The organism is Vicinamibacterales bacterium, assembly GCA_041659285.1.
GTDB lineage: Bacteria > Acidobacteriota > Vicinamibacteria > Vicinamibacterales > UBA2999 > 12-FULL-67-14b.
This window is the reverse complement of sequence record JBAZYO010000005.1, coordinates 389877-415102: the sequence shown is the minus strand read 5'-3', so window position 1 is coordinate 415102 and position 25226 is coordinate 389877. Positions and strand designations below refer to the sequence as shown.

At 66.8% G+C, this 25226-nt stretch carries 23 protein-coding genes; 13 read left to right on the top strand and 10 right to left on the bottom strand.

Annotation, left to right across the window (positions count from 1 at the left end):
• Positions 1-117 precede the first annotated feature (117 nt).
• From istA to WC815_10875, 4 genes are all read left to right on the top strand, one after another.
• Positions 118-1332 carry an IS21 family transposase gene (gene istA, locus WC815_10890; GenBank protein ID MFA5909274.1) on the top strand — a complete coding sequence of 405 codons (1215 nt, stop codon included), beginning with the start codon at positions 118-120 and terminating at the stop codon, positions 1330-1332.
• Positions 1329-2150 carry an IS21-like element helper ATPase IstB gene (istB, locus tag WC815_10885; protein MFA5909273.1) on the top strand — a complete coding sequence of 274 codons (822 nt, stop codon included), beginning with the start codon at positions 1329-1331 and terminating at the stop codon, positions 2148-2150. Before istA ends, istB begins: the two co-directional genes overlap by 4 nt.
• Before the next feature lie 1381 nt (positions 2151-3531).
• On the top strand, positions 3532-3714 hold the full coding sequence (locus tag WC815_10880; protein ID MFA5909272.1) for a helix-turn-helix domain-containing protein: 183 nt from the start codon (positions 3532-3534) through the stop codon (positions 3712-3714).
• Positions 3711-4823: a tyrosine-type recombinase/integrase gene (locus WC815_10875; protein MFA5909271.1), complete on the top strand. Its 1113-nt coding sequence runs from the start codon at positions 3711-3713 to the stop codon at positions 4821-4823. Before WC815_10880 ends, WC815_10875 begins: the two co-directional genes overlap by 4 nt.
• A 61-nt stretch (positions 4824-4884) precedes the next feature.
• On the opposite strand, the gene WC815_10870 is transcribed toward WC815_10875, so the two are convergent.
• The 3 genes from WC815_10870 to WC815_10860 form a co-directional block, all read right to left on the bottom strand.
• Positions 4885-5394: a GNAT family N-acetyltransferase gene (locus WC815_10870; GenBank protein ID MFA5909270.1), complete on the bottom strand. Its 510-nt coding sequence runs from the start codon at positions 5392-5394 to the stop codon at positions 4885-4887.
• Positions 5395-5402: 8 nt separating this feature from the next.
• Positions 5403-5681: a DUF1778 domain-containing protein gene (locus WC815_10865; protein ID MFA5909269.1), complete on the bottom strand. Its 279-nt coding sequence runs from the start codon at positions 5679-5681 to the stop codon at positions 5403-5405.
• 120 nt (positions 5682-5801) lie between these two features.
• Entirely contained in the window at positions 5802-6773 is a 972-nt protein-coding gene (locus tag WC815_10860) for a GNAT family N-acetyltransferase (GenBank protein MFA5909268.1), read from the bottom strand.
• 54 nt (positions 6774-6827) lie between these two features.
• On the opposite strand from WC815_10860, the gene WC815_10855 reads away from it, so the two are divergent.
• From WC815_10855 to WC815_10825, 7 genes are all read left to right on the top strand, one after another.
• On the top strand, positions 6828-8417 hold the full coding sequence (locus WC815_10855) for a DUF1800 domain-containing protein (GenBank protein MFA5909267.1): 1590 nt from the start codon (positions 6828-6830) through the stop codon (positions 8415-8417).
• Between the two features lie 13 nt (positions 8418-8430).
• Positions 8431-9663, top strand: coding sequence for a DUF1501 domain-containing protein (locus WC815_10850; GenBank protein MFA5909266.1), 1233 nt, complete (start codon positions 8431-8433; stop codon positions 9661-9663).
• Between the two features lie 67 nt (positions 9664-9730).
• Positions 9731-10576, top strand: coding sequence for a hypothetical protein (locus WC815_10845; GenBank protein ID MFA5909265.1), 846 nt, complete (start codon positions 9731-9733; stop codon positions 10574-10576).
• Positions 10573-11718: a hypothetical protein gene (locus tag WC815_10840; protein MFA5909264.1), complete on the top strand. Its 1146-nt coding sequence runs from the start codon at positions 10573-10575 to the stop codon at positions 11716-11718. Before WC815_10845 ends, WC815_10840 begins: the two co-directional genes overlap by 4 nt.
• A gap of 27 nt (positions 11719-11745) precedes the next feature.
• Positions 11746-12939, top strand: a complete 1194-nt coding sequence (locus WC815_10835; protein ID MFA5909263.1) for an alanine racemase — start codon at positions 11746-11748, stop codon at positions 12937-12939.
• Positions 12940-13554: 615 nt separating this feature from the next.
• A complete protein-coding gene (locus WC815_10830) occupies positions 13555-13821 on the top strand; it encodes a BMC domain-containing protein (GenBank protein MFA5909262.1) in 267 nt (88 codons plus the stop codon).
• A 70-nt stretch (positions 13822-13891) separates the two neighbouring features.
• Positions 13892-15778, top strand: a complete 1887-nt coding sequence (locus WC815_10825; protein MFA5909261.1) for a CocE/NonD family hydrolase — start codon at positions 13892-13894, stop codon at positions 15776-15778.
• On the opposite strand, the gene WC815_10820 is transcribed toward WC815_10825, so the two are convergent.
• The 6 genes from WC815_10820 to WC815_10795 all read right to left on the bottom strand — a co-directional run bounded on the left by WC815_10820 (position 15699) and on the right by WC815_10795 (position 21706).
• A complete protein-coding gene (locus WC815_10820) occupies positions 15699-16244 on the bottom strand; it encodes a MerR family transcriptional regulator (GenBank protein MFA5909260.1) in 546 nt (181 codons plus the stop codon). The genes WC815_10825 and WC815_10820 overlap by 80 nt on opposite strands.
• 28 nt (positions 16245-16272) lie before the next feature.
• On the bottom strand, positions 16273-16587 hold the full coding sequence (locus WC815_10815) for a 4a-hydroxytetrahydrobiopterin dehydratase (GenBank protein ID MFA5909259.1): 315 nt from the start codon (positions 16585-16587) through the stop codon (positions 16273-16275).
• Positions 16575-16814, bottom strand: coding sequence for a hypothetical protein (locus tag WC815_10810; protein ID MFA5909258.1), 240 nt, complete (start codon positions 16812-16814; stop codon positions 16575-16577). Before WC815_10810 ends, WC815_10815 begins: the two co-directional genes overlap by 13 nt.
• Entirely contained in the window at positions 16801-17916 is a 1116-nt protein-coding gene (thiO, locus tag WC815_10805; protein ID MFA5909257.1) for a glycine oxidase ThiO, read from the bottom strand. The genes WC815_10810 and thiO overlap by 14 nt, the downstream gene beginning before the upstream one ends.
• Positions 17917-17961: 45 nt before the next feature.
• Positions 17962-20637: a carboxypeptidase regulatory-like domain-containing protein gene (locus WC815_10800; protein ID MFA5909256.1), complete on the bottom strand. Its 2676-nt coding sequence runs from the start codon at positions 20635-20637 to the stop codon at positions 17962-17964.
• Positions 20638-20740: 103 nt separating this feature from the next.
• Positions 20741-21706, bottom strand: coding sequence for a hypothetical protein (locus tag WC815_10795; protein ID MFA5909255.1), 966 nt, complete (start codon positions 21704-21706; stop codon positions 20741-20743).
• A 181-nt stretch (positions 21707-21887) separates the two neighbouring features.
• Here WC815_10795 and WC815_10790 point away from each other — a divergent pair, with 181 nt between their 5' ends.
• The gene (locus WC815_10790; protein MFA5909254.1) at positions 21888-23930 is read left to right on the top strand and encodes a HAMP domain-containing sensor histidine kinase; all 2043 of its coding nucleotides are present in this window, start codon (positions 21888-21890) and stop codon (positions 23928-23930) included.
• A gap of 3 nt (positions 23931-23933) precedes the next feature.
• Entirely contained in the window at positions 23934-24626 is a 693-nt protein-coding gene (locus tag WC815_10785; GenBank protein ID MFA5909253.1) for a response regulator transcription factor, read from the top strand.
• A gap of 18 nt (positions 24627-24644) precedes the next feature.
• Here the strand turns inward: WC815_10785 and WC815_10780 are convergent, their stop codons facing one another.
• Positions 24645-25226, bottom strand: a complete 582-nt coding sequence (locus WC815_10780) for a TIGR00730 family Rossman fold protein (protein MFA5909252.1) — start codon at positions 25224-25226, stop codon at positions 24645-24647.

The window sequence follows — 25226 nt, the reverse complement described above, 5'->3', positions numbered from 1 at the left end:
GTGTAGAGCGACAGTGATATTGACCCCCTTGCGACACTAATGCTGACCCCCTTCAGGAGGAGGGTTCGAATGGAGCAGGAGCAAGGAGTTCTGGTATCTCCGAGTGCGGAGGTACCGGTGGTCGAAGGCGAGATGGTGACCGCGATTCGGGAGTTAACGAATCGGGGGTGGGGCGCGAAGGCGATCGCGGCGGAGTTGGCGATCGCGCGCAATACGGTCCGTCGGTATCAGCGGGGTGCCGTGGCCGGCGTACAGGTCCGCCCGTCGGCGCGCCGATTGTCCGTGGAGGAGCAGGCCACCGCGCAGTCGCTCTTTCAGCGCGAGGCCGAGGGCAATGCGGTCGTGGTCCAGCAGTTACTAGCCGAGCGGGGCTGTGCCGTGAGCGTGCGGACAGTGCAGCGCGCCGTCGCACGCGTACGCCAGGCGCAGCGGGCCGCCGATGTGGCGACGGTGCGCGTCGAGACGGCCCCAGGCGCGCAGATGCAGATTGATTTCGGCGAGAAGCGGGTGACCATCGCGGGCACCGCCATCACGGTCTTTCTGCTGGTCGCGGTCCTCAGCTATTCGCGACGCACGTTCGTGAAAGCGTTTCTCCACGAGCGCCAGGACGATTGGCGTGAGGGGATCGCGGCGGCCTTCCTGCATTTCGGCGGCGTCGTGATGACCGTGCTCGGCGACAATGCCCGAGCCCTCGTGCGCGGGCGCGATCGGGCGACCGGCACGGTGACATTCCATCCAGGCTACCTGGCGTTCTGTCGTGACTGGGACGTGCAGCCGCGCGCCTGCGCACCGTATCGCGCGCGGACCAAAGGCAAAGTCGAGTCCGGGGTGAAATTCGTGAAGCGGAACGCGCTGGCGGGCCGCACCTTCGCGTCGTTTGCCGCACTCGAGCAGCATCTGGCTCAGTGGATGGTCGACGCCGATCAGCGCGTGCACGGCACGACGCACGAGCGGCCGTGCGAGCGTTTCGTCCGCGAGGAGCACGCCGCCCTTCGTCCGTTGCCGGCACGTCCGCTGCCGCGCCGGGCGCAGCGCCTGCGCCGACGCGTGGCCAGCGATGCCTTCGTCGATGTCGAGACGGTGCGCTACAGCGTGCCGTATCAGCTCGTGCGCGATCACGTCGACGTCGCGATTGACGAGCAGACCGTCCGGATCTTCCACGGCACTGATCTCGTCGCCACGCACCCCCGTAGTCGAGAGCCGTTCGCGTGCATCGTCGAGCCGGCGCATCTGGCCGGGCTCTGGCGGGCGACCACGGCCCGCGAGCCCTCGGACGCGACGTTGTCCGCCTTCGGTCGCTCGCTCGCCGAGTACGAAGCGGTGGTCCGATGAGCGCCATCATCCACGCCCGCGTGGTCGAGCACCTGCAGCGCCTCCGCCTGGGCTTTGTGGCCGAGCGGCTGGACGCGGTCCTCAATGAGGCCGCCAAACGCGAGCCGACCTATCTCGACTTCCTCGACCAGGTGTTGCGACAGGAGGTCGAGGCCAAACAGCGCAAACGGGTCGCCATGGGCGTGCAGATCGCGCACTTCCCGACGGTGAAGACGCTCGAGGAGTTCGAGTTCAAGTTTCAGCCGTCGATCGATCAGCGCCTGGTCCGTGAGTTGGCGACCGGTCGCTTCATCAGCAGCGCCGAGAATGTGTTGATCTTCGGCCCGCCCGGTGTGGGCAAAACACATCTCGCGATCGCCCTCGGCCGCGCCGCCGTCGAGACCGGGCACTCCGTGCTCTTCACCAGTGCCACCGCGCTGCTGGCCGCCCTAGCCAAAGCGGAGACCGAAGGCCAGCTCGCGGATCGGTTGTTGTTCTACAGCAAACCCAAGCTCCTCGTCATCGACGAGCTCGGCTACCTACCGTTCGAGCGGCGGAGCGCGCATCTGTTCTTCCAGCTCGTCGCCCGTCGGTACGAGCGTGGCAGTCTGCTGATCACGACCAATCAGTTGGTCACGCAGTGGGGCACCGTCTTCGGCGACGAAGTCCTCGCCGCGGCTATCCTCGACCGTCTACTGCACCACAGTCACACGTTAATGATCCAAGGCGACAGCTATCGATTGAAACAGAAGCGCAAGGCTGGACTGATCCCCGCGGTGCCACACCGCGAGGGGGCGCTCGCCGGCGAGCCGGCTCGCGCTGACCGCAGAAAACACTGATTAGGAGGGGGTCAGTTTTAGTGGCGTAAGGGGGTCAATTTCCCCTGTCGTTTGACAACTCGCAAGGCCGCTCCGAGCCTCTGAGGTCGAGGAACTTCGTTGGCTATTCCGGCAGCGCCGATCTGCGGCTTCAAACGGCCCGGCCGCTGATCCCGCGCGCTTGGCGGCCACCTCAAAAGCATTCCGCGAACCCCGATTTCAAGCGCTCTATCGACGTTGGCTCGATGCTGGAGACTCAGTGCTCTGGCTGGCGCAGTCGATGGCATTTCGAGACGCACTCGAGCGTGGCGAAGCTCGCATTGAATGCCTGGAACTCCCGCATTCCTACATGAATCTGTCGCGGATGATCGGCACGGCCTGACAGTCGCGCCGGGGGAACACATAGGGGATGAGCCTCCGAGACGCCGTCATCCCCTCCGATTCGACAATTCACGCGAATCTAACTGGGCCCCCCGTCCCTTGTCACACGTCGATTCGTTGTTGCTTACCCCTATTCCCAGTTGGCTTTTGTGGCGTCGCTGCGTTTGCGTGGCGGCGGCGTTCTTTGCCGCCGTCGGTGAGCAACGGCTTAACACCCTGATAGAGGAGGGCGTGAGCGACCCCCACCTGGCGCGGCGTTCATTGCCCTGCGCCTGTCCACAGGGTCGCTCACGCCCCGCGTCGGTGTCTTCGTGTTGAACCGTTGCGTGCGGAGCGATGTTGCCGCCACGGTTGCCGACCGCGCGTCGCGTTCTGTCCGGACCTGAACGCGGACGAATGCAGACCGCGGCGGCCCGACCAACTGGGTCCATTTACTCCCGGAGTTACGCGGCCATCACGGGATCGATTTTCGAGCTGTGCTCGGCACCGTCAAGGCTCGTCGCTTCGCTCCGCCCGCGCGCGCGTCACAAAGCGCGGCCTTTGGGCCTTGACGGCGCCTGCGCGCAGCTCACAAGAGGGCAATTGCGTGATGGCCCGGTATGCGCCGCAAACCCTCCCGCTACGATCGGCCGTCAGGAATTGACGCTTGCGTGCGTTCTATAGGACAGAGGATTGCCCAACGTCCTCGTGCGAGGCTTAGGGCGCTGTCCACACAGGACGCGCCGCACAGCCGCAGCTCTCCGGGTTGCTCAGACGCAACCACCGCTTGAGGCGCAGCCTCGATCGTTCCGGTGTCGGCACACGGCCCACCTCAGCGCCACTCAACCAGCGCCTCGGGCGCACTCTCGATCCGCTGGGCGCAAACCCAAACTCAGTCAATTCCATCCCGCGATAGGACGCGGGAAAGACGGGAGTGGCCATGAGCGAGCAGAGGCCCAGACATTCCGGAGTCGCGCGGAACTTCGCGAGTCTCCACAGCAGCGCACCGGTTGCGGGGGGACCTGAAGCGCTGCCGGTACTAATGAAGGTCGATGACGTGGCTCAACTGCTACGCACCTCCAACCGCGCTATCTACGCAATGATCGAGCGCCGGCAGCTACCGGGCATCGTCCGCATCGGTCGGCGCGTGCTGTTCCGCACGGTTGATTTGTTAGACTGGCTCCATCAGAAGTCGGCGCCATCGCAAAGGAGTGAAATGCGATGAGCGTCACAGTCAGACCCTACGTGAACGGCGGATGGGAAGTCGACATACGCGTCGAACTCCCGGACGGCACCATCATTCGCGAGCGGAAGAAAGCCTCAGGAACGGGCAAGGCCGCAGCCCAACGCTGGGCCGAAGCGCGCGAACGGGTGTTGCTGGTCAACGGCAAACCAAAGCGGTCCACGAAAGAGGAGGTGCTCGAGACACCAACACTCAAGGAATTCGCGCCACGATTCGTGGACGGTTACGCGAAAGCCAATCGCCTGAAACCAAGCGGGATTGCAGGAAAGAAGTCGATCTTCAAATCCCATCTGGTTCCGCAGCTCGGCGACAAACGATTGGACACAATCTCGACCGAAGACGTGCAGCGATTGAAGTCCGCTCTTGCGGATCGCTCACCAAAGACCGTCAACAACATCTTGACGACCTTGAGCGTGATGCTGAAGACGGCCGTCGAGTGGGGCTCGATCGAACGCGTTCCGTGCGTGATCAAGTTGCTGCCGACACCGAAGAACCAGGCGAGCTTCCATGACTTCGAGGAGTACGAACGACTCATCGAGGCGACTCGCACCAGTTTGCAGGATTACCTCGTAGTGCTACTGGGCGCCGAGGCGGGCTTGCGATGTGGCGAGATCATGGCGCTGGAGTGGACAGACGTTGACCTGAACAAACGGCAACTCTGTGTCGCGCGATCGGACTGGAAGGGGCACGTCACGGTGCCCAAAGGTGGGCGGCTCAGGTATGTGCCCCTGACCAAACGGCTAACAGAAGCATTGAAGGAAGCGCGTCATTTACGCGGTCCTCGGGTGCTCTGCGAAACGAAAGGTCAGCCGCTGACACAGAAAGTGGTTCAGCTGATGATGCGCCGAGCGGCCAAGAAGGCGAACGCGAAGCCAGGTGTCCATATCCTGCGTCACACGTTCTGTTCGCATCTGGCGATGCGTGGGGCGCCGGCGAGGGCTATCCAGGAACTCGCGGGACATTCGGACTTGGCCACTACGCAGCGCTACATGCACCTGAGTCCGGCCGCGCTCGATGCGGCCATTCGGCTCTTGGAGACGGGCGGCGAATTCCGTGGAGGAATACGGGAGGCGGCGGGAAAAACGAGCTGATTTGCTCGTTTTCCTAAGGAAAAGTGGTGGAGGCGGCGGGAGTTGAACCGGCCGCCCGACGTCACTCTGCGTGCAAAGCTGCGGCAATCACATCGAGCGGCAGAACCAACTTCAGCCGATCGTCGAGCAAGCGGAGCGCGCCAAATCGTTCATACCATGCCGCTGCGCGATCATCCTTGGCATCGATTGCCAGGGCCACGCCGCCGACTTCTCCAGCAACGGCTAACGCGCGGGCGCCAGCCGCAAGGAGAATGTCACCTCCGAGTCCCTTCCCCTGCATCGTGATCGCCACGGCCAGGCGTCCCAAGCGAAAGACTGGCACCTCGTAGCGGCCCGGTCGCTTCGTGACACTGGCCGGTGCCTTCGCGAAGGCAATCGCCCCCGGGCTGATGGTGTAGTAGCCGAGAATAGTGTCGGATGGGGCCGCGGCCACCGCGACAAGAGTCTTCGCGCCGCCACTTTTGTGATTCTGGCGTGCGTAGCGCTGCAGGTAATCGTTCAGCGCGGGAGTCCCGCAGTCGAAACCCGCACGGTCGTAGTGGAGGGCCAACGCCCGTTCGACCCAGGCCACGCGTGAAGTCACGGCTTGTTCCGTCGTCTCCTGGCTGCGGCGCGCAGAGCGGCGGTCGGCTTCGGCGGATTCTCGAGCAGTTCCAAGACGCGGGCGCTGTCGCGCGCCGAGAGCGTGATTCGCTCATGGCGGGCCACAACCTCCTCGGCCGCAGGCAGCGCCGCACGCAGCACGAACGTGGTCAGATCGAGCCGTTCGTACGCGGCAGCGGCAGCCAGCACGCGCTTCTCTTCACGAGAAGCGCGGAGCTCAATCCGGTCGTCACGTGTGGCCGTTGAACCAGGCATGCCAGTAACCTCGCTGCCATGCGAGCGTACGGGTGGCGTACGGACAACACGGTTCCGGCTTCCGCCTTCGCGGCCGTAGCTCGCCTCAAGCGTAGCGAGCGTAGGCGGGCCCGGCTGCCGTCAGAAGTAATCCCCGTGCCAGTAGACGACTTCCGCCGCGGCGAGCGGCGGGAGCGGCAGCGTGCGGTCGCGCAGCGGGCGGATCATCAGCACTTCCTGCGTCGGCGTTGACGCGGCCACCTTGAGCTGCGGCGGCACCAGCGACTGCGGCCACCAGCCGCGGATTTCCGGCAGGCGCTCGCTGGGGTATCGCGCGAGCATCACCTGCAGCATCGCGCCCAGGCGCGCGCCGGACGGATCGCGGTCGCCGGCCTCCTCAATCATCCAGCGGCCGTCCTGCTCGGTGGCCACGAGGTAAGCCACCGCCTGGTGCCCTTCTTCCACCACCAGGAACTCGGTGGTCCGCAGGCCCGCCGGGGCGAGGCCAGAGAGCAGGCGCTTCTTCGTGATCCCGAAGCGCACGAAATCTTCGCTGCGATCGAGAGCGAGCCTGGCGCCGGTGGCCCTGGCGGCAGACATCTCGACAATGTTGGGCAGGTCGCGCTCGTCGCCGCTGCGCACCAGCATGGCCGGCGCGCCGCCGCGCTTCTGGTCCACTTCGATCACCCACTCGGCGAGCGGGACCGGCACGAAATCCAGTCGTTCGTAGAACGCCGGCGGAATTTCCGAGAAGAGCATCGCGAACTCCTGCCCTTCCGTCACCGCGGTCTCGAGCATGCGCGCGAGCAGCTCGCGGGCGCTGCCGCGGCCGCGATAGGCCGGCGCGGTAAACACCGCGCCAATGCCCATCACCCGGCGAATGCGCCCGTCGAGGCGAAGCGACAGGTCGTAGCGCTTGGCGCTCGAGACCACATGCGGGCCATCGACCAGCGCGACGCGGTCGAGGTGGGCGGCGCCCCACGGGGTCTTGAGCTGGGCCGCCCACGACTTCGCATAGTGCGCGCGCGACAACCCGTCGCTCCACAGGGGAAAGGTGTCGTCGAGCACGCGCTCGAGGACGTCGCCGACGGCGGGGATGATCTTCAATGGCATGGATTAAACGATCGACGCGGGGACCGGGTCGAACTGGCAGTAAGAGGTTAACCCATGTGGACCCGCTCATTTGCCGCCTTGTCGCTTCTCGCCGTGATCGCCGGCCGCCCGCAGGCGGGGGCGCCCACCGCAATTCCCGCCACCGATGACGCCATCGTCCACGCCCTCAACCGGCTGACGTTCGGGCCGCGTCCGGGCGACGTCGCGCGCGTGAAGGCGATGGGCCTGCAGAACTGGATTGACCAGCAGCTCAGCCCGGCGCGGATCGACAACGCGACGCTGACAGCGAGGCTGGCGCGGCTGGAGACGCTGTCGCTTGATTCCGCGACCATCCAGCACGACTACTCGGGCCCGGCCATGGTCGAACGCCGCCAACGCAAGCTCGAGAACACGAACACCGAGCCGCCGGATCCGGTGATGCGCCCGCCTTCGCGGCCGGAGGCCGCTTCGGCGAGGTCTCGCCGTAGCTCGCTCGGACTCGTGCGAGCGGAGGCGGACACCCGTGGCGGCCCTCCGAGCGATGTGCAGCGGAAGGATCGGCAGGTGATCGCCGACATCGAGGAAGCGAAGCTGCTGCGCGCGGTCTACAGCGAACGGCAACTCGAGGAAGTGCTGGTGGACTTCTGGTTCAACCACTTCAACGTGTTTGCCGGCAAGGGCGCCACGCGCAACTACCTGAACGAGTACGAGCGCGAAGCCATCCGGCCGAATGTGCTGGGCAACTTCCGCGACATGCTCGAAGCCACCGCGAAAAGTCCGGCAATGCTGTTCTATCTCGACAACTGGGAAAACGTCAGCGCGGACTCGCCGTCCCCACGAGGCGCGGAGCGCCGAGCCCCACGAGCGGGAGCGAGCCCTACGAGGGCCGGAGGCCCGAGCCCTGCGAGCCCTGAAGGGGCGCGCCCCAAGCGGGGCATCAACGAGAACTTCGCTCGTGAGCTGATGGAACTGCACACCCTTGGCGTGGACGGCGGCTACACGCAGGCCGACATCGTCAACGTGGCGCGGGCGCTCACCGGTTGGACCATTCGGCCCCGCGAAGGGTCGGGCACGCTGTTTGTGCAGAGGCTTCACGACGACGAGGAGAAGACCGTCCTGGGCCACACGATCAAGGCAGGTGGCGGCCAGAACGACATCGAGCAAGTGCTCGATGTCCTGGCGGCGCATCCGTCAACCGCGCGCCACATCGCCACCAGGCTGGCGGCGCGCTTCGTCAGCGACAACCCGCCCACGGCGCTCGTGGATCGCGCGGCGGCGCGCTTCACCGCGACCAGGGGCGACCTTCGCGAAGTGGTCCGCACCATCGTCACCTCGCCGGAATTCTTCTCCCCCGACGCTTATCGCGCCAAGGTGAAGACGCCGCTCGACTTCGTCACCAGCGCGCTGCGCGCCACCGGCGCGGAGGTCCGCTCGGCGGTGCCGCTGGCGCGCGAGCTCCGCGAGATGGGCATGCCGCTCTACTTCTGCCAGCCGCCGACCGGCTACAACGACACCGCGAGCACGTGGGTGTCGGCGGGCGGGCTCGTCAGCCGCATGAACTTCGCGGTGGCGCTCTCCAAGAACCAGCTGCGTGGCGTCCACGTGGCAAACCCGTCGGCCGATCTCGAAACCACCATCGGCTCGCCCGCGTTTCAACGCCAATGAGAACGAGGCCCTTATGACATCCCGACGCGTGTTTCTCAAGAGCGGCGCAATGGCCATGGTGACGATGGGGTTCGCCCCGTCGTTCCTGGCGCGGACGGCGGCGGCGACCGGCACGCGCAAGAAGCTGCTGATCACCGTGTTCCAGCGCGGCGCCGTCGATGGCCTCAACATGGTGGTGCCGTACGGCGAAGCCGACTACTACCGCGCCCGTCCGTCGATTGCCATCGCCAGGCCGGGCGCCGCCGACGGCGCGATCGACCTCAACGGCTTCTTCGGCCTGCACCCGCGGATGTCGTCGTTCAAGCCGCTGTGGGACCGCGGCGACCTTGCCATTGTGCACGCCAGCGGCTCGCACGACACCACGCGGTCGCACTTCGACGCCCAGGACTACATGGAGTCGGCGACGCCGGGCGTGAAGAGCACGTCGGATGGATGGTTGAACCGGTATTTACAGGCCAAGGACGATGAGCGGAACCCCTTGCGGGCAGTGGCGTTGACTCAGCAGATGCCACGCACGCTTCAGGGCGTGGCTCCCGCGCTGGCCATGGGCAACACCGCGGACTTCGCCGTGGCCGACATCAGCGCGCGGACGTCGTTCGAAGAGATCTACCAGGCCGCGCAAGACAAGTCGCTGCATGGCACCGCCGGCGAGGCGTTCGACGCCATGCGCACGCTGGCGAAGAGCACCTCGGGGCGGTACCAGCCGGCCAACGGCGCGGTGTATCCGCGATCGCCGTTCGGACAGGCGCTCCAGGAGATCGCGCGGCTCGCCAAGTCCGACGTCGGCCTCGAGATTGCGTTTGCGGAAAGCACGCAGTGGGACCACCACGTCAACCAGGGCGCGGGGTCCGGGCAAATGGCCAATCGCCTCGATGACTTCTCGCGCGGCATCGCCGCGCTCGCGCAAGACCTCGGCGAGCGCATGGCCGACACCGTGATCCTGACGATGTCGGAGTTCGGGCGCGCGGTGGCCGAGAACGGCAGCCGCGGCACGGATCACGGTCACGGCAACGCGATGTTCGTGATCGGCGGAGGCGTGAAGGGCCGCGAGGTCTACGGCACGTGGCCGGGCCTGAAGGCCGATCAACGTTTCGAGGGGCGTGACCTCGCGGTCACCACCGACTTCAGGGATGTGTTCAGCGAGGTGGTAATGAAGCACCTGGGCGCCGGCGCGCCCACCGCCGCGAAGGTGTTCCCCGGGTATCAGGTGAAGGCGTCGGCGTTCCGGGGAATTCTCGACATGTAACAACATCCCGACCCAGCGCATATAATCCGCCCTTCAGGGGGTGCTTGGTATGCGCTGGGTGTCGGTGATGAAAGCGTCGGTAGTGGCCGGTGTCGTCGCGGCGGCCGTGACGGTGGCGTCGATGCCGTCGGTGACCGGTCAATCTCGCACGCCGGGCGTGCCGCGGCTGAACGGAAAGCCGGACCTGAACGGCATCTGGCAAACCATCAATACCGCCAACTGGGACATCCAGGCGCACTCCGCCAGGCCCGCGCTGGCGATGCGGCCGGGTCCGGTCGTGCCGGTGCCGGCCAAGGAAGTGCTGGCGTTCGGCGCGGTGGGCTCGGTGCCGGCCGGGCTCGGCGTGGTTGACGGCAACGAGTTGCCCTACCTGCCCGAGGCGCTGAAGAAGAAGCAGGAAAACCAGGACAACTGGCTCACGCGCGATCCGGAGGTGAAGTGCTACCTCCCGGGCGTGCCACGCGCCACCTACATGCCGTTCCCCTTCCAGATCTTCCAGGGCGAGGGGTCGTTCTTCATCTCCTACGAGTACGCGGGCGCGGTCCGCAACGTCTACCTGAAGGACCCCGGCCCGGCCGCCATCGATAGCTGGATGGGACAGTCGTTCGGCCGCTGGGAGGGCGACACGTTCGTGATCGAGGTTTCCGGGTTCAACGACCAGTCGTGGTTCGATCGCGCCGGCAACCACCACACCGAACAGATGAAGGTCACCGAACGCTACACGATGACCGACGCCGATCACATCCGCTACGAAGCCACCATCACCGATCCGGGCACCTTCTCGAAGCCCTGGACGATGAGCATGCCGTTGTACCGGCGGGTGGAGCGGGGCGCGCGGCTCGGGCAGTTCAAGTGCGTCGAGTTCGTGACCGAGTTGATGTACGGCCATTTGCGGAAGGAGCCAATCAAATGAGAATCGTCGGCCTCACGTTCACCGCCGCGCTGCTCGGGCTCGTGGCCGTCGGCGCGCAGGCTCCCGCGGCCGGACCGGCCGCCGGCCAGAAGCCGGCGGCCCAGAAGCCCGCCGCACCGAAGCCCGCGCCGCGGGCCGCCGGCATCCCTCGCTTGAGCGATGGACGCCCCAGCCTGCAGGGCAACTGGACCAACGCCACCATCACCCCGCTCGAGCGCCTGCGGCCGAACCAGCCGCTGGTGATGACCGAAGAGCAGGCGTTGGACGAGGAAACCAAGACCCAGAACGCCATCGACGCCCGCGAGACAGACAGCGATCCCGATCGCAAGGCGCCTCCCGTTGGCGGTGAGCAGCGCAAGAGCCCCAATGCCGAGCCGACCTACCTCGAGCGCGTGTGGCAGGCCGGCGCGGGCGTGGTGGGCGGCTACAACTCGTTCTGGGTCGATCCGGGCGATCGCGTGCTGCGCGTCGACGGCCAGCCGCGCGCCTCGATCATGATCGATCCCCCGAATGGCCGCGTGCCCGGTTACACGCCCGAAGCCAGGGAGCGGATGGCCGCGGCCGCCGCCATCCGCAAGAGCCAGGGCAGCGAGTACGACCATCCCGAACTGCGGCCGCTGGCCGAGCGCTGCATCACCTCGTTCGGCAACAACCTCGGACCGCCGATGCTGCCCAACTACTTCTACAACAACAGCTACAGCATCGTGCAGACCAGGGACAACGTCATGATCCTCACCGAGATGGTGCACGACACGCGCGTGGTGCGGATGGGCGGCCAGCATCCGCCATCGACCTTCCGTCAATGGTTCGGCGACTCGATCGGACGCTGGGAAGGCGACACGCTCGTGATCGAGACCACCAACTTCCACCCCAATCACGGCTTCCGCGGCTCGTGGGAAAACCTGAAGGTCACCGAGCGTCTCACCCGCAAGGACGTCAACACCTTGAAGTACCGGTTCACGGTCGAGGACCCGACGACGTTCACGGCGCCGTTCACCGGAGAGCTGGAATTCCGGGCGATGGCGCCGGGCGAGCAGGTCTACGAGTACGCGTGCCACGAAGCCAACTACGGCCTCGAGGGCGTGATGAGCGGCGCCCGCGCGCAGGAGCGCGAAGCCGCGAAGAAGAAGTCGCAGCAGTGACCGCGCGTCCGGGGCGGGCCCGTTAACGTGACTCTTGACGGGCTCGCCACCCCGGCCGTCCTGATCGACCGCGCCCGCGCGCGGCGCAACATCGACCGCATGCAGGCCGCCGCCGACGCCCGCGGCATCCGGTTGCGGCCGCACAGCAAGACCCACAAGAGCCCCCTCGTCGCCCGGTGGCAAATTGAACGCGGCGCCATCGGCATTTGCTGCGCCAAGCTCGGCGAGGCCGAGGTGTTCGCCGGCGCGGGCATCGCCGACATCCGCATCCCCTATCCGCTGAATCCCGTTAACGCCAATCGGGTGATCGCGCTGCTCGACCGCACGCACCTCTCGTTCATCGTCGATCATCCCGTCGTCGCGCGACAGTGGTCCGAGGCCATGACCCGGGCCGGCACGCAGGTGGATGTGCTGGTAAAAGTGGACGTCGGCTTCCATCGCTGCGGCATCGATCCCACGACCGCGGGCGCGGTGGGCATGATCCGCGACGTGGCGGCGCTGCCCGGCCTTCGCTTACGGGGCCTGCTGTCGCACGCCGGCCACGCCTATCACGCGCATTCGGAGGACGAGCTGCGGCAGATGGCGGAGGGCGAGGCGGTCACACTGCGCGATCTCGTCGCCCGGTGCCGCACGGCCGGCATCGTCATTGACGAGGTGAGCGCCGGCGCCACGCCACCGGCGCGCTTCTCGCTGCAGCAGGACGGCTTCACGGAATACCGGCCCGGCAACTACGTCTACTTCGATCGCACGCAGGTCGCGCTCGGCGCCGCGACACTCGACGACTGCGCCCTCACCGTGCTGGCGCGGGTCGTCAGCAAGCCGGCCGCCGATCGCATCATTCTCGACTCGGGCAGCAAGACATTGACTAATGACGGAGCTCGCGGATTTCAGCTCGCCCCCGGCTACGGGACGGTACTTCGCTGGCCGGGAGGGCACGCGCCTGCCCACCGCAGCGCCTCGCGCGAAGGTGGGTCGGGAGAGCACTTTTTGTCGGGAAACGGCATACAGGTCGCGGACGACAGTCTCATGATCGAGAGACTGTCGGAAGAGCACGCCACGGTGAGGGTCACCAGCGGTTCAACGGACCTTGAACCCGGCGACTTGGTCCGTATTGTTCCGAACCATTCGTGCGTGGTGTCGAATCTCGTGGACCAGGCGTGGCTCGTGGACGGCAACACTGTCGAGCCGCTGCCCATCGCCGCCCGCGGCCGCATCGCCTAGCGCACCGCGGCCCCGGCGCGAAGGTCGCTCCCGTTCGCTCAGGGCCGCTCGCCATCAGCCGCACTCGCGTCGCGCGGCGCGGTGTGGCTCGACGTTCGCTCTCCTTCGCCGGTCAAATCTCACTCGCCGCATTAGACGCTGGTGCGATGATGGTAAGAACCCTGAGGCGCCTGCGTAGGCTCCGTTCGATTTGTTTGCCACTAACCTGCGTCGGCTCAGTCGAACGCTCACGCCGAGCCACACCGCCCCGCGCGCCGCCAGCGCGAATGGCCGCTCGCCGTCAGCTGGAGTCCGAGCGCAACCCGGCGGGAGGAGGGGCGACCGCGACTTATGAGAACAGGGGCATCAACAGCGCCCCGACGGTCAGGTTTTTGGCCGACAACCTCGCTGCGATGGCTACCGCGACAGTCAGGCCGAGCAGCGAGTTGACAGCCGTGTGGAGCGAGGGCGGAAGCTGATGGCGAGCGGCCTGAGCGAGGGCGAACGACAGGAGCCATTGCTCTGCGCGCGCCCCAACGGCGGGTGCGCCCCGGACATTGCCGTGATCGTGGGCGCCCCGAGCGCGTGTAGAATGCTGACGTGGCTACCAAAGTCGACAGCAGCGAAGCCCTCGGAATGGTCGAGACCCGCGGCCTCGTGGGGATGATCGAGGCGGCCGACGCCATGGTCAAGACCGCCAACGTCGTGTTTGTCGGCTGGCAGAAGGTTGACGCCGGTCTCGTCACCGCCATCGTCCGGGGCGATGTCGGGTCGGTGAAAGCCGCCACCGACGCCGGCGCCGCCGCGGCGCGCCGGGTCGGCGAGCTGGTCGGCGTGCACGTGATTCCGCGCCCGGCCGACGACCTCGAGAAGATCTTTCCGATGCTCCGGCAGAAGATCTAGGAGGCGCGAGCGCCAAGGTGTCCTCCAGGTCGGAGGTGCCCTCCCGTCAGGTTCGTTATAGGCTCTGCAGATGAAGCGCTTCGCTCCACCCGTCTTCCTCCTCGCCCTCGTCAGCCTCCTCGTCATCGCCACGGCGCCCGTCCAGCTGCAACAGCAGCCGGCGGCAGCCGATCGCTTCGAGGTGAGCGACGTGATGATCCCGGCGCGCGACGGCAAGCGCCTACACACCAAGATTTTCACACCCCGCCTTCGCCAAGGCTCCGGCGAGGCAGGCCCAGCCGGTGAGCCCCTCCCGATCATCTTCAAGCGCACGCCATACGGCATCGAGGGATCGGCCGGCAACTTCAACGCCTATTACAAGGCGATGGCCGAAGACGGCTACATCTTCGTGTTCCAGGACATCCGCGGCAAGTTCGGGTCCGAAGGCGACTTCATCATGCAGCGTCCAGCGCGGGCGCCGGGTGACACCACGTCGCTCGACGAAGGCACCGACACCTACGACAGCATCGAGTGGCTGATCAAGAACGTGCGCAACAACAACGGCCGCGTCGGCATGCTGGGCGTGTCGTACGACGGCTGGACCACCATCATGGGCGCCATCGAGCCGCATCCGGCGCTGAAGGCCATCTCACCGCAGGCCTCGCCCGCCGACATGTGGATGGGCGACGACTTCCATCACAACGGCGCGTTCCGATTGAGCTACGGCTTCGAGTACGCCGCGATGATGGAAAGCGGCAAGGACGTGCAGCAGTTCTCGTTCGACCGCTACGACACCTTCGACTGGTACCTGAGCCTGGGTCCGCTGGCCAACGTCAACGCGAAGCACCTGCACGGCAAACTTCCCACCTGGAATGACTACGTCGCGCACCCGGACTACGACGAGTTCTGGAAGCGCCAGACGATGATCCCGCATCTGAAGAGCGTGAAGGTGCCGACGCTGAACGTGGCCGGCTGGTGGGACCAGGAAGACTTCTATGGCCCCGTCCGCATCTACGACGCGCTCGAACAGTACGACACGCAGGGCATGAACTACCTCGTGGTGGGCCCGTGGCGCCACGGCGGGTGGGCCAACGGCGCCGGCGACGCCCTCGGCGCCATCCCGTTCGGCAGCAACACCTCCGAGTACTTCCGCGAGAAGGTGCAGGCGCCGTTCTTCGCCTACTTCCTGAAGGACAAGGGGACGCGCGACTTTCCGCAGGCGCTGACGTTCGAAGCCGGCGCCAACGAGTGGCGGCGTTGGGACGCATGGCCGCCGAAGGCGCAAACGGAAACGCGCGCGCTCGCGTTCGGCCCGAACGAAACGCTCACGCTCGGCGGTCGGGCGGGAGCCGAACCCGGCTTCGACGAGTTCGTCTCCGACCCCGCGCACCCAGTGCCGTATCGTCAGCGGCCGATCCAGCCGACCTATTTCCCGGGCGGCTCCAAGTGGTCGACGTGGCTCGTCGAAGATCAACGCTTCGTGGACGACCGCGCCGACGTGCTCAGTTGGGAGACTTCCGTCCTCGACCGGGACGTGACGATTGCCGGCGACGTGGTGGCGCACCTGTTTGCCTCGACCACCGGAACCGACGCCGACTGGGTGGTGAAGCTGATCGACGTGTATCCGGAAGACAACCCGTCGAACTGGAGCCTGGCCGGCTTCCAGTTGATGGTGTCAAACGAGGTGTTCCGCGGACGCTATCGCACCAGCTTCGAGAAGCCGGCGCCGATCGAGCCGAACGCGGTGCTGGAATACACGTGGAGCCTGCACACGCAGAACTACACGTTCAAGAAGGGGCACCGCATCATGGTGCAGGTGCAGAGCACGTGGTTCCCGATCATCGACCGCAACCCGCAGACGTTCGTGCCGAACATCTTCGAGGCAAGAGACGGCGACTTCAGGGCCGCGACGCACCGCGTTTATCGGACGCCGCAGTACCCTTCGCGCGTCGAGGTGCCGGTCGTTCGCGGGCGATGAGCTGGCGGAGCTTGATGTCTTCGCCCAACATCAGCAGCGGCTGCGCCGCATCGTCCAGGAGGTTGAACAGGTCGCCGGCGTCGTTGCGGGCGTAGATGTTCCCGCCGTCGCCCCTCGACTTCGCTCGGGGCGACCCTGAGCTGGTCGAAGGGTCGATGAACAGGGTGACGGGGCCGCCGCCTTCGATGGCCTCGTAGAGCCGCGTCTTGAAGCGCGACTTCAGCACCTGCAGCAGCTTGCGGATTCTCTGGACGGTGAAGCCCTTGCGGCGCAGGTCGGCCAGGACCATCAGCTCGAGCAGTTCGATTGGGGTGTAACGCCGTTCGGTGAAACCGCCGGCTTCGGTCTTGTGCGACGGCACGGTGGCGATGAACAGCTTCCGCTGCTCCCACCACTGAAGCTGACGCGCGGTGAGCCCTGTCAGCTGGGCCACTTCGCGCGACGAATACAGCTTCTTGAGCTTCATCGGTGTCTAATCGGTGTTAAGCGGTGGCCTACCCGTCGCCGAACTCTTCCAGGTGCGGCAGGCTGGCGGCGACCGCCTCCGCCATCGCCGCGCCCTCGATGTCTTTGCCGGTGACACCGCCTTCCGAATGCGTCGAGTACGACAGGACCACGCGCTTGTAGTGGATCTCGATGTCGGGATGGTGATCCGCGTCTTCGGCGCCGGGCACCAGCGCGCTCACGAACAGCACGGCTTCAGGAAAATCCTGGAACACGAACTCCTTGCGGATCGCGTTGCCGGCCGGCGCCCAGCCGTCGAGCATCTTGAGGAGGTCGGTGAGTTCTGCAGCGGTCAATACGGCCATGGCGGTTGATGCCCTCGAATCTCGTCCAGTCGAACCCGCAACGTTTCGAGCCGCGTCAGCGCCTCGAGCCGCCTGGCCCGCGACGCCTCGTCGTCTCCCCGGCCGAAGGCTTGCTCCGCCGTCAGTCGATGATACGCCGCTTCGGCGGTTTGCAGATCCGCGAGCGCCTGCTGGTGGGCCTGCTGCCAGCCGGCCCACTGGGCCCGGTCATCCTTAAAGTCGGCCATGGCGGGCGGGGTCCAGGTCGCGAAGCGCCGGGTCGCCGCCCTTGTCGAAGACCAGGTCGTGGACCAACTGCACCGTGAGGGGCGTGAACATCACGCCGTTTCGATAGTGAGCGGTCGCGTAAATCAGTCCCGGCACGACCTGGGACAGGCCGAGGATCGGGAGGTCGTCGGGCCCGCGCGGACGCAGTCCCGTGCGCACGCTGGTCATGGGCGCGTCGGCAAGGCTCGGCACCAGCGAGGCGGCGACGGCGCGCAGGCCGCGCACCCCTTCGTCGGTGTGGCTTTCATCGAAGCCCACGTCTTCGACGGTGGATCCGACGAGCACGGAGCCGTCGGGCCACGGCACGAGGTAGCCCTTCGGCCCCCAGATGACGCGGCGCATGGCACCCGGCTCGGCCTGGAGCTGAATGAGCTGGCCGCGAATCGGCTTCACCGGCACGGTGTCCGCGCCCTCGACGCTGATTTGCGACGACCAGCTGCCGGCGGCGAGCACGACGCGGTCGGCGTCCCAGGCGGATCCGCCGGCTTCAACGCCGACGCGGCCGGCGGGCATCGGGTAAATGCGGATGGCGCCGGTCTCGGTCTTGAACCGGGCGCCGGACTTCTCCGCGGCCGCGGCGGCCGCCAGCGTGAGCGAGGTGACGCCCACGAACCCGTGGGTGGCAATCAGCAGCGCGCCGAGCGCGGTGGACGACACCAGCGGCTCGTGATCCGCGAAGGCCAGCGGCGGCACCCAGCGCGCTTCGACGCCTTCCTTCCACAACGCTGCAGAAAGGGCGCTGAGCCGATCGACATCCGCTTCGTCGAACGCCAGCTCGAAGGTGCCGTTGCGTTGATAGATGACGTCGTGACCGCTGTCGGCGCGCAGGCGCTCGATGAAGCCGTCGTAGAGGTCGAGGCTGCGGCGGCCGAGGCTGCGCAGCGCCGCCGACTCGTGGCCTTCGATGTAAGGGGCAAGGATGCCGGCGGAGGCGCGGGTGGCGCCCTGGCCGGGCCGGCGCGTCTCGATCACCTGAACGCGTGCACCGGACTTGGAAAGAGCCTGCGCGACGGTGCAGCCGACAATACCGGCGCCGACAACGATGACGGAGGGGGAGTTCACTCCGACAGGATACCGGGAACCGGGAGCCGGGAGCCGGGAGCCGGGCTAGAAGCCGAACGAAGCGCCGATCTCGACGCGGCGCGCGGGGCCGGCCGAAGTGGCGGTGCCGAAGAACGACGACAACTGGTTGCCGACAAACGCGTTGTAGTTCACGTTGTTGAACGCGTTCTGGATGTTCACGAACAGGTCCAGGCGGTACTTCTGGTTACCGCCCTCCATCACCATGATCTGCGGGCCGTCGCCACCGCCGCCGGGGCCGCCGGGCATCCCGCCGGGGCCGCGCTGCGCCGCCACGCCGCCGGAGGGCGGAGGGGGCATGGGCATGCCACCGGGCATACCCGGACCGCCGGCGCGCGCGCCGCCGAGGCCAATCGACTTGTTGAGGCGGATGTTCGCCGTCCACTGCGCGGCGCCGCGGCCGCTGTTGCGTTCCACGCCCGCGGCGCGGTCGTTGAACACGGTGTCGCCGTTGGCGTCGAAACCGGTCGTGACGTTGTAGGGCAACGCCGACGATCCCTGCATGCCCAGGCTGAGGCGCACGCCGTTGCGGATCGGCGAGTTGAAGTTGAAGAAGATGCGGTGACGCACGTCCTGCGCCGCCGGGCCCCAATCCAGGCTGGGGTTGTTGCTGTCGGATGGCAGCGACAACGGGCCGTCGGCGTAGTTGCGCTGGCTGCCGAACTGATACATCACCATGCCGAGGATGCGGCGCGGCATGTAGCGCATGTTCAGGGCCACGGTCGCGCGGTCGGAGGCGCGCTTGCCGGTGGACTGGATCTCCGAGATGTTGCCGACGGTCGCGTCGGGCCGCACGCCGTTGATCGGCGCGTTGACGTTGATGGAGCGCAGCGTGTTGTAGCCGCGGGTCCACATGTAGTCAGCGCGGAAGTCGGCCCACGCCGTGAGCGGACGCTCGAGGCCGAACGAGGCCTGGTGGATGATGGGCTGGCCCAGCGAGGCCGAGCGAATCAGGCTGGCCGGCAGCCGAGTGCCGCCGCCTTCGCCCACCGGGAAGCCGGGGTTCTGGATCACCGCGTCAATCTGGTGGGTGCCGTCCACACGGATGGTCTGCTCGAGCAGGTTCGACTCATACCAGTCGTAGAAAATGCCGTAGCCGCCGCGCACCGTGGTCTTCTTGGTGGCGTTCCAGGTGAAGGCCGCGCGCGGCGCGAGGTTGAATCGCGAATCGACCTGGGTCTGGATTTCCTGGCGCAAGCCGAGGCTGACCTGCAGCGTGCGCGACGGCCGGAAGTCGTCTTGCAGGAACCAGCCCGCCTTGACCTGCGAGTAGTTCACCAGCGGGTTGCCGGTGCGGATGCTGTAGGTGGCCGGGGTGCCCGCCTGGTAGGCGTCGAGGCTCGTGAACGTATAGGTGCCGTTGGCGTTGGACTGCTGGTTGCTGTCCCACCAGCCGGCTTCAAACAGCACGCCGGCGCGCATCGAGTGCTTGCGGCCGATGGTGAAGTCGAAGTTCTGCGCAATCTCGAGTTCCCTGGCGGTGCGCTCGCCCGACTGCCCGGCGCCGCCCGCGGTGAAGGCCTCGTTGACGCGAATCGCCGGCAGCGCCGAGCCCGGCCGCGTGGCGTTGGTCGAGCTGTTGAATTCGGCTCGGAACTCGCTGAACACCTTCTTGCCGATTACGTTGGTCGTGCGCAGGCGGAAGGTGTCGGTGTTCATGTCGGTGGCATAGGCGCGTTCCGGCAGGTCGAAATCGCCGACGCCGAGGTTGCTGCGTTGGTTCTGCCGGCGCGAGTATTCCGCGCGGAGCTGGCTGCTGCCGCCAAGCAGGTGCTCCATGCGGGCGCTGAAGTTCATGGCATCGGTGGGCGCCACCGCGAGCGAGTTGAGCGCGGCGCCGGTCGGCGACTGCGCCACGATGGTCCGCGAATCGTAGGAGCTGTTGCCGTCGAACGACAGCGACAGGCCGGTGCGGCCCTTGGCGAGGGGTCCCGAGAAATTCACCATGTAGCGGCGCATCTGTTCGGCGCCTTTTTCATCGGCGAAGACGTTCTTCGCGTTCAGCGATTCGTCGCGGAACCCGAAGTTCGTGCCGCCGCGCCACCCGCCCATGCCGGGCTTGGTGATCACTTCCACGCGCACCATGCCGGCCTCGTGGTATTCCGCCGAGAACGAGTTGGTGTGGAAGCGGATCTGCTGAATCTGGTCCTTCGGCGGCAGCCGGCCGCCGCGGAAGCCGTCCACGAAGATCTGCGCGCCAGGTCCGGCCATGCGCGCGAGCTCGTCGGCCATCTCGTCCGGGTCGTCCGGCAGCGAGTCGATCTCTTCCTGCGACAGGGTTTGCGTGAAGCCGTTGTCGCGGCGATCCGCCGCGCTCTGGTCCTGCACCACCACCGTCTGCTCGATCGACGCCACCGCCAGCCTCAGCGTGGTCCGGTTCTCGCCCCGGCGCACGGTGAAGGGCGTGGCGATGGCGCGGAAGCTTTCGGCCGTCGCTGTCACCTGGTAAGCGCCGGGCTCGAGGCCCTCGAACACGGCCACGCCGCGTTCGTCCACCTGGGCGGTGTGCGACACGCCCTTGGCGTCCACGATCGTGACCTGCGCGATGATCAGCGCTGCCTCGGTCTGGTCGAGCACGCTGACACGGAGGACGGACCCCGTCCCCGTGCCCTGCACCACCTGCTCGGGCACCGAAGCCTTGACGGAGGTGGCCGCCGACGCCCCGGACGTGAAGGCGAGGACGAACGAGGCGACAACCAACATGCTTCCGATAATTCGTTTCATAACGGTCTCGGCGGCACTAAAAGTGCCGCCCTCCTGGCACCAGATCTCCAAATCACCACATCACGAGATCACGAGATTCGCGTTACTTCTTCTCCCAGGTGTCGGCCTTGATGGTCGGGTTCACCTTGTACTTCTCGACCGTCCACTCCTCGTTCGGCTGGCCGTCGAGCGAGATGTCGATCTTGTGGGGCAGCATCACGCCGTCCACCTTCTTGTATTCACCAAGGTGCATCGCGTAGGTGCCAAGGGCGGGCGGGTTGCGGCGCATTTCTTCCATGCGCTTCTGCATTTCTTCAGGCGACATCTGCGGACGTCCGCCGCCAGGACCACCGGGACCGCCACGACCGGGGCCGCCCGGACCGCCGGCGATCATCACCATGGGCTTGGGATCCTGGTACTGCACCATCAACGGCAGGTGCGTGCCCTGGTCGATGAACAGCCGCAGCACGCGGCCGGTGTCTTCCTTGGCTTCGAGGATGTCGGCCTTGCCGTCTGGGGATTCGGCGATGCCGGCATCAACCCAGGCCTGCGGGCCTTCCGTGGCCAACGCCGCGAGCCAACGCTGCATCTGCACCTTCATGCGGCGCACGCGCGCTTCGTTCAACTGCTCCTCGGTCAGCGGCGCCGGGCCGCCGGGGCCACCGGGGCCGTCGCCGGGGCCGCCACGCATTACGATCTGCATGCCGCCGCCCATGCCGCCGCGATTGGCGGTGTCGTCCCATGCCTTGGTGCCGGCCAGCACCGACGTGCGCTCGACCATCGGGCCGCCCACCATGCCGCCCATGGCGATCTCTTCAACGCGGCGCATCTTGTCGGGCCGGACGATGGTCAGCGTCAGAGTGCCTTCCATGTCGCGGCCGCCCATCGAGCGGCGGAACGGACCCTCGGCGGTGAGGCCCTTGAGCCCCGCCACCTTGTCTTCCCCGCCCAGCGCCTTCTTCGCGGCCGCCAACACCTCGGCGACACGGTCTTGCGCGGCCAGAGGAAGGATGGATACGCGGTCGATTTGAATGGTGGACGCCAGCATTACGGCCGCCACGGTTGTCACTAATGCGCGCATTCTCTGCTCCTTCAACGCGGGGCCGCATTCGGGGGTCCCGACTGGTTCCAGTTGATATTACGGTGGTGCCGGAGATTCAGACGTTAAGGCTGGGCAAAGAGGTTGTTAAGGATGTTAAATGCTTGATCTGGCTGGATTTATCGCTTTTTCTGCGTGCTAGACTTTGGCCATGAAGTACGGAACGGGCAGCCCAAAAGGCTTGTCCCTTCGTGGACGACGGGTCTCGGCGGTCACCGTGCTGGTGGGCCTGGTGATGCTCCTCGTGCCGGCGCTCGCCTACATGCAGTACCAGTGGCTCGGACAACTGAGCCAGGCCGAACGCGAGCGCATGCAGCGCACGTTGCGAACGGCGGCCTCGCAGTTCGCCACGGAGTTCGACACCGAGCTATCACGGGCGCTCGTGAGCCTGCAGGTGGATGGCGCCACCATCCGCGATGAGAACTGGACCGGCTACGCGCAGCGCTACTCCGCCTGGACCACGAGCGCGACCGAGCCGCGACTGGTCCGCGAGGTGCTGCTGGTGGACACGCTGCCCGGCACTGAGCTCCCCGCCCTCGGCACGCAATCCGTCGTCCCCGTTGAGCAACTCCGCCTGCGCCGATGGAACGCGCAAGCGCTGGCGTTCGAGCCGGCCGAATGGACGGCCGACCTCGCCGCCGTCCGCGCGTCGCTCACCACCCACTTCGTCGGCTTCCAGGTCGAACGCACGCGCGTGGGCGGCGGCGCGAACGGGAGCGGCGATCGCTTCCGCCGCGAGGGCAGCGTGTCGCTCTCCCTCGGCGACGACAACACCCTGATCTCTCCCGTCACGCTGTTCGAGCTGCCCGACGACCGCCGCGGTCCGCCCAAGATTACGATTCTCGGCTTCACGGTTGTGAGGCTCGACCCCGCCGTGGTTCGCGACACTCTGCTGGCGTCGCTCGCCCGCCGCCACTTCCATGGCGATGACGAGGAAGTGGACTACCGCGTCGCCGTGGTCCACAAGGACGATCCGAACAACGTGGTGTGGGAATCGGAACCGGGCGTGGCCAAGTTGATCGCGGCATCGCCGGATGTGTCCACGAATTTCATGGGGCCGCGGCCGGACCAGATGTTCGTGTTCGCGCGCGGCGGCTCCGGCGCGATCCCGCCGCCACCCCCGGCTCCGCCAGCACCACCTGAGACCCCGATTCCCGGCGTCGCCGGCGAAACGGCCAAGGTCCACACCGAGAATCTGGTGGTGTCGATGGTGGAGCGCGAAACGCGCGGTGGGGGCGGCGCCCGTGTCATCACGCGTGCCGGCCAGTTCAACCCCTTTGACGGCCGTTGGGTGCTGATGGCCAAGCACCGCGCCGGCTCGCTCGAGGCCGCGGTGGCGGCAGTTCGGCAACGCAACCTCATGGTCAGCTCGAGTGTCCTCCTGCTGCTGACGCTGGCGATTGGGTTGATCGTGGTGTCGGCCCGCCGGGCGCAGGAACTGGCGCGCCAGCAAATGGAGTTTGTCGCCGCGGTGTCGCACGAGCTGCGGACGCCGGTGTCGGTGATCGGCGCCGCCGCGGGCAACCTCGCCGACGGCGTGGTGGGGGATCCGGCGCGCGTGCGTAAATACGGGGAGACCATCCAGGGCGAGGCGCGCCGGCTGGCGGAAACGGTGGAGCGCGTGCTGCAGTTGGCCGGCATCGCCGCCGGCCGCGCCGCCGCCGCGCAGGAGCCGATTCACCCCGCGCAGCTCGTGAACGACTCGCTCGGCGCGTGCCGGACCGAGATCGACGCCGCCGGCGTGACCGTCGAGACCGACGTCGCCGACGACCTGCGCTACGTGCTGGGCGACGTCACCGCGCTGCGGTCGGCGCTGCAGAACCTGATCAGCAACGCGGTGAAATATGGCGGCGAGGCGCGCTGGATCCGCGTCAGCGTGCGGCCGTCTGGCACCGCCGGCCAGCGCTCCGAAGGCGTGCTCTTCACGGTGGAGGATCGCGGTCTCGGCATTGACGCCGACGATCGCAAGCACATCTTCGAGCCGTTCTACCGCGGCCGGGAAGCGGTATCGAAGCAGATCCACGGCAGCGGCCTGGGCCTCAACCTCGTGCAGCGCATCGCCGAGGCGCATGGCGGCCGCGTGACGGTGTCGAGCGAGCCCGGCAAGGGCAGCGCGTTTACCATTTCGCTGCCGGCGGTGCACGATCGCCCGGCGGCGGAAGCCGAGCGATCGCTGGCGTCGGCGCACTCATAAGCCTTGTCAGAAAAGCGCCTCTTACTCGTCGAAGACGAGCCGGGCCTGCAGCTGGCGCTGAGCGATCGGCTGACGGCGGAAGGCTACACGGTGGAGACCGCCGGCGACGGCAACGTCGCGGTGGCGCGGGCCACCGGCTCGCCCTTCGACATCATCGTGCTGGACGTGATGCTGCCGGGCCGCGACGGCTTCGACGTGGCCAAGACCCTCCGCCAGCAGGGGATCCTGACACCCATCCTCATGCTCACGGCGCGCAGCCAGGTGGTGGATCGCGTGGTCGGCCTCAAGCTCGGCGCCGACGACTACCTGACCAAGCCGTTCGAGACCATCGAGCTGCTGGCGCGGCTCGAGGCGCTGCTGCGCCGCGCCCCCAGCGGCTCACCGGGGCTGTCGTTGGAGCGTTACCAGTTCGGCGACATCACGGTGGACGTGCGCAAGGCGGAGGTCATGGGCAAGGGCCAGCCTCTGGACCTGTCGGCGAAAGAGTACCAGTTGCTCAAGTATTTCATCGAGCACCGCGGGGCCACCATCTCGCGCGACGAGCTGCTGCAAGAGGTGTGGGGCTACAGCGCGATGCCCTCAACGCGCACGGTGGACGTGCACGTCGCGTGGCTCAGGCAAAAACTGGAAACCAACCCGCGCGTCCCGCAGTTCATCCTCACCGTGCACGGGCTGGGGTATAAGTTCGCCGGATAAATTGACAGCCAACGTTCTTTACGTCTCGTCGCGACGGATCCACTTGGGAACGTCGGGCACTTCAATCGTTGACAGCGTGTCGAGCAAGCGGGCCGGGTCGTCGTCCACGACGATGGCGGCGCGGTGCACCGGCTTGATGAACCCCTCCGACACCGCCTGATCGATGAACACCGCGAGGGGTGTGTAGAACCCGGCCACGTTCAGCAGGCCGCAGGCCTTGCGATGCAGGCCCAGCTGCGTCCACGTGATGGCCTCGAAGAATTCCTCGAAGGTGCCGACGCCGCCGGGCATGGCGACGAAGGCATCCGACAAGTCCGCCATCATCGCCTTGCGCGTGTGCATGGAGTCAACGATACGCAAGTCGGTGAGACCGGTATGCGCGACCTCTCGGTCCGCGAGCGCCCGCGGGATCACACCGATTACCTCCCCACCGGCCGCCAGCGCCGCATCGGCGATCACGCCCATGAGCCCGACGTTGCCGCCGCCGTAGACCAGGCCGATGCCGCGAGTGGCCAGCAGCGCCCCCATCGTGGTGGCTGCTTCGGCATAGGCTGGATTGGTCCCGACGCTCGAACCGCAAAATACGCAGAGTCTTTTCAT

What these genes read in the sequence shown, in the direction of transcription:
- istB (MFA5909273.1), top strand. Translation starts at nt 1,329, where the DNA reads ATGAGCGCCATCATCCACGCCCGCGTGGTCGAGCACCTGCAGCGCCTC.
- WC815_10880 (MFA5909272.1), top strand. Translation starts at nt 3,532, where the DNA reads ATGAAGGTCGATGACGTGGCTCAACTGCTACGCACCTCCAACCGCGCT.
- WC815_10875 (MFA5909271.1), top strand. Translation starts at nt 3,711, where the DNA reads ATGAGCGTCACAGTCAGACCCTACGTGAACGGCGGATGGGAAGTCGAC.
- WC815_10865 (MFA5909269.1), bottom strand. Translation starts at nt 5,681, where the DNA reads ATGCCTGGTTCAACGGCCACACGTGACGACCGGATTGAGCTCCGCGCT.
- WC815_10860 (MFA5909268.1), bottom strand. Translation starts at nt 6,773, where the DNA reads ATGCCATTGAAGATCATCCCCGCCGTCGGCGACGTCCTCGAGCGCGTG.
- WC815_10855 (MFA5909267.1), top strand. Translation starts at nt 6,828, where the DNA reads ATGTGGACCCGCTCATTTGCCGCCTTGTCGCTTCTCGCCGTGATCGCC.
- WC815_10850 (MFA5909266.1), top strand. Translation starts at nt 8,431, where the DNA reads ATGACATCCCGACGCGTGTTTCTCAAGAGCGGCGCAATGGCCATGGTG.
- WC815_10845 (MFA5909265.1), top strand. Translation starts at nt 9,731, where the DNA reads ATGAAAGCGTCGGTAGTGGCCGGTGTCGTCGCGGCGGCCGTGACGGTG.
- WC815_10840 (MFA5909264.1), top strand. Translation starts at nt 10,573, where the DNA reads ATGAGAATCGTCGGCCTCACGTTCACCGCCGCGCTGCTCGGGCTCGTG.
- WC815_10830 (MFA5909262.1), top strand. Translation starts at nt 13,555, where the DNA reads ATGGTCGAGACCCGCGGCCTCGTGGGGATGATCGAGGCGGCCGACGCC.
- WC815_10825 (MFA5909261.1), top strand. Translation starts at nt 13,892, where the DNA reads ATGAAGCGCTTCGCTCCACCCGTCTTCCTCCTCGCCCTCGTCAGCCTC.
- WC815_10820 (MFA5909260.1), bottom strand. Translation starts at nt 16,244, where the DNA reads ATGAAGCTCAAGAAGCTGTATTCGTCGCGCGAAGTGGCCCAGCTGACA.
- WC815_10815 (MFA5909259.1), bottom strand. Translation starts at nt 16,587, where the DNA reads ATGGCCGTATTGACCGCTGCAGAACTCACCGACCTCCTCAAGATGCTC.
- WC815_10810 (MFA5909258.1), bottom strand. Translation starts at nt 16,814, where the DNA reads ATGGCCGACTTTAAGGATGACCGGGCCCAGTGGGCCGGCTGGCAGCAG.
- WC815_10800 (MFA5909256.1), bottom strand. Translation starts at nt 20,637, where the DNA reads ATGTTGGTTGTCGCCTCGTTCGTCCTCGCCTTCACGTCCGGGGCGTCG.
- WC815_10790 (MFA5909254.1), top strand. Translation starts at nt 21,888, where the DNA reads ATGAAGTACGGAACGGGCAGCCCAAAAGGCTTGTCCCTTCGTGGACGA.
- WC815_10780 (MFA5909252.1), bottom strand. Translation starts at nt 25,226, where the DNA reads ATGAAAAGACTCTGCGTATTTTGCGGTTCGAGCGTCGGGACCAATCCA.